1 protein-coding gene is annotated in these 1,052 nt (G+C 71.0%); it reads right to left on the bottom strand.

Annotation, left to right across the window (positions count from 1 at the left end; all coding sequences use genetic code 11):
* Positions 1 to 1,052 (bottom strand): Tn3 family transposase (locus GGR88_RS15005; protein ID WP_167956470.1); only part of this gene is annotated, 1,052 nt, incomplete at both ends.

The raw sequence follows: 1,052 nt of genomic DNA, 5'->3' as shown, positions 1-1,052 counted from the left end.
TAATTCTCTTCCGATACGTACCAGCCATGCGTCCAGGCGAGCTGGGCGTAGGTGACGCCCTGGCTGGCGTTGGCCATGCGCTCGATGCCGAGGTTCGTCGCGTCTGCCAGGATCGCGGCGAGCACGGCCTGCGGGTTGGAGTGGGCGCGGCCCGAGCGCAGTTCCGGAAATGCGCACAGGAACCCGGTGCGGGCTTCCACCTCGGCGAGCAGCTCGGTGATGCGCACGCGGGGCATGAGCCGGTCGACGGCCGCGTCCAGCCTGTCGGCCGCAGCGGGCGTTACGGCCGCGAGCGGGCTGACCCTGAGGTTACCGCCCCGCAGCTCCACGCCGTCGAGCGTGCCGCGCTTCAGCGAGCCTGCGAACCGGCGCAACCGCCAGTCGAGCAGCCTGGCGCGCCCCTCCAAGTAGCGGCCGACGTCGGTGTCGAACGGCAGCGTGAGCGCGATCTCGGCCGCTTTGCCGGGCGGGAGCATATAGCTGTCGAAGCGCAGGTGTTCGCGCGTACCCTCCACCCACAGGTCGCCCGATTGGAGCCGCTCGCGCACGGTCGCGACCGTGGCGGTTTCGTAGCGACGGCGGTCGATGACGCCGCCCTCGGTGATCGCCGCCTTCCATTTTCTGGAAAACGGCATGGGCGCATCGGCCGGTACGTCTCGCCGCCCGGTCGCGTTCAGCGCGCGCACGACCTTGATCGCGCCGAGCACGCCGTCGCGCGAGCCTGCCGCCTTGAACCGGAACGCGTCAAAAAACGCGGGCGCGTAGCGCCGCATCGTCATGTAGCGCCCCGCCGCGCGGATCAGCGGCTCGTCGCGAGTCAGGTCGGCGATCGCGGTCGCCTCGCTCTCGGCGTCCAGAAGCCTCGTCCAGCCCACCCCGTCGTCGAGCGCCGCCCAGACGTCCAACCCGTCCTCGCGCGCGACCCGGAGTGCGCCGACCGTGGCGCCCAGCAGCCGCATGAGCCGGTTCACGTCGCGTGTGGTCGCCTCGATGCCGCGCTTCTGCGCGGCCCTGGCCCTGGCGAACAGGAGGCCGGTCTGCTTGCCGAACAT

This window comes from Sphingomonas jejuensis (assembly GCF_011927695.1).
Taxonomy (GTDB): Bacteria; Pseudomonadota; Alphaproteobacteria; order Sphingomonadales; family Sphingomonadaceae; genus Sphingomonas_K; species Sphingomonas_K jejuensis.
The sequence above is the reverse complement of the archived record's forward strand: the minus strand, read 5'-3'. Positions and strand labels throughout refer to the sequence as shown.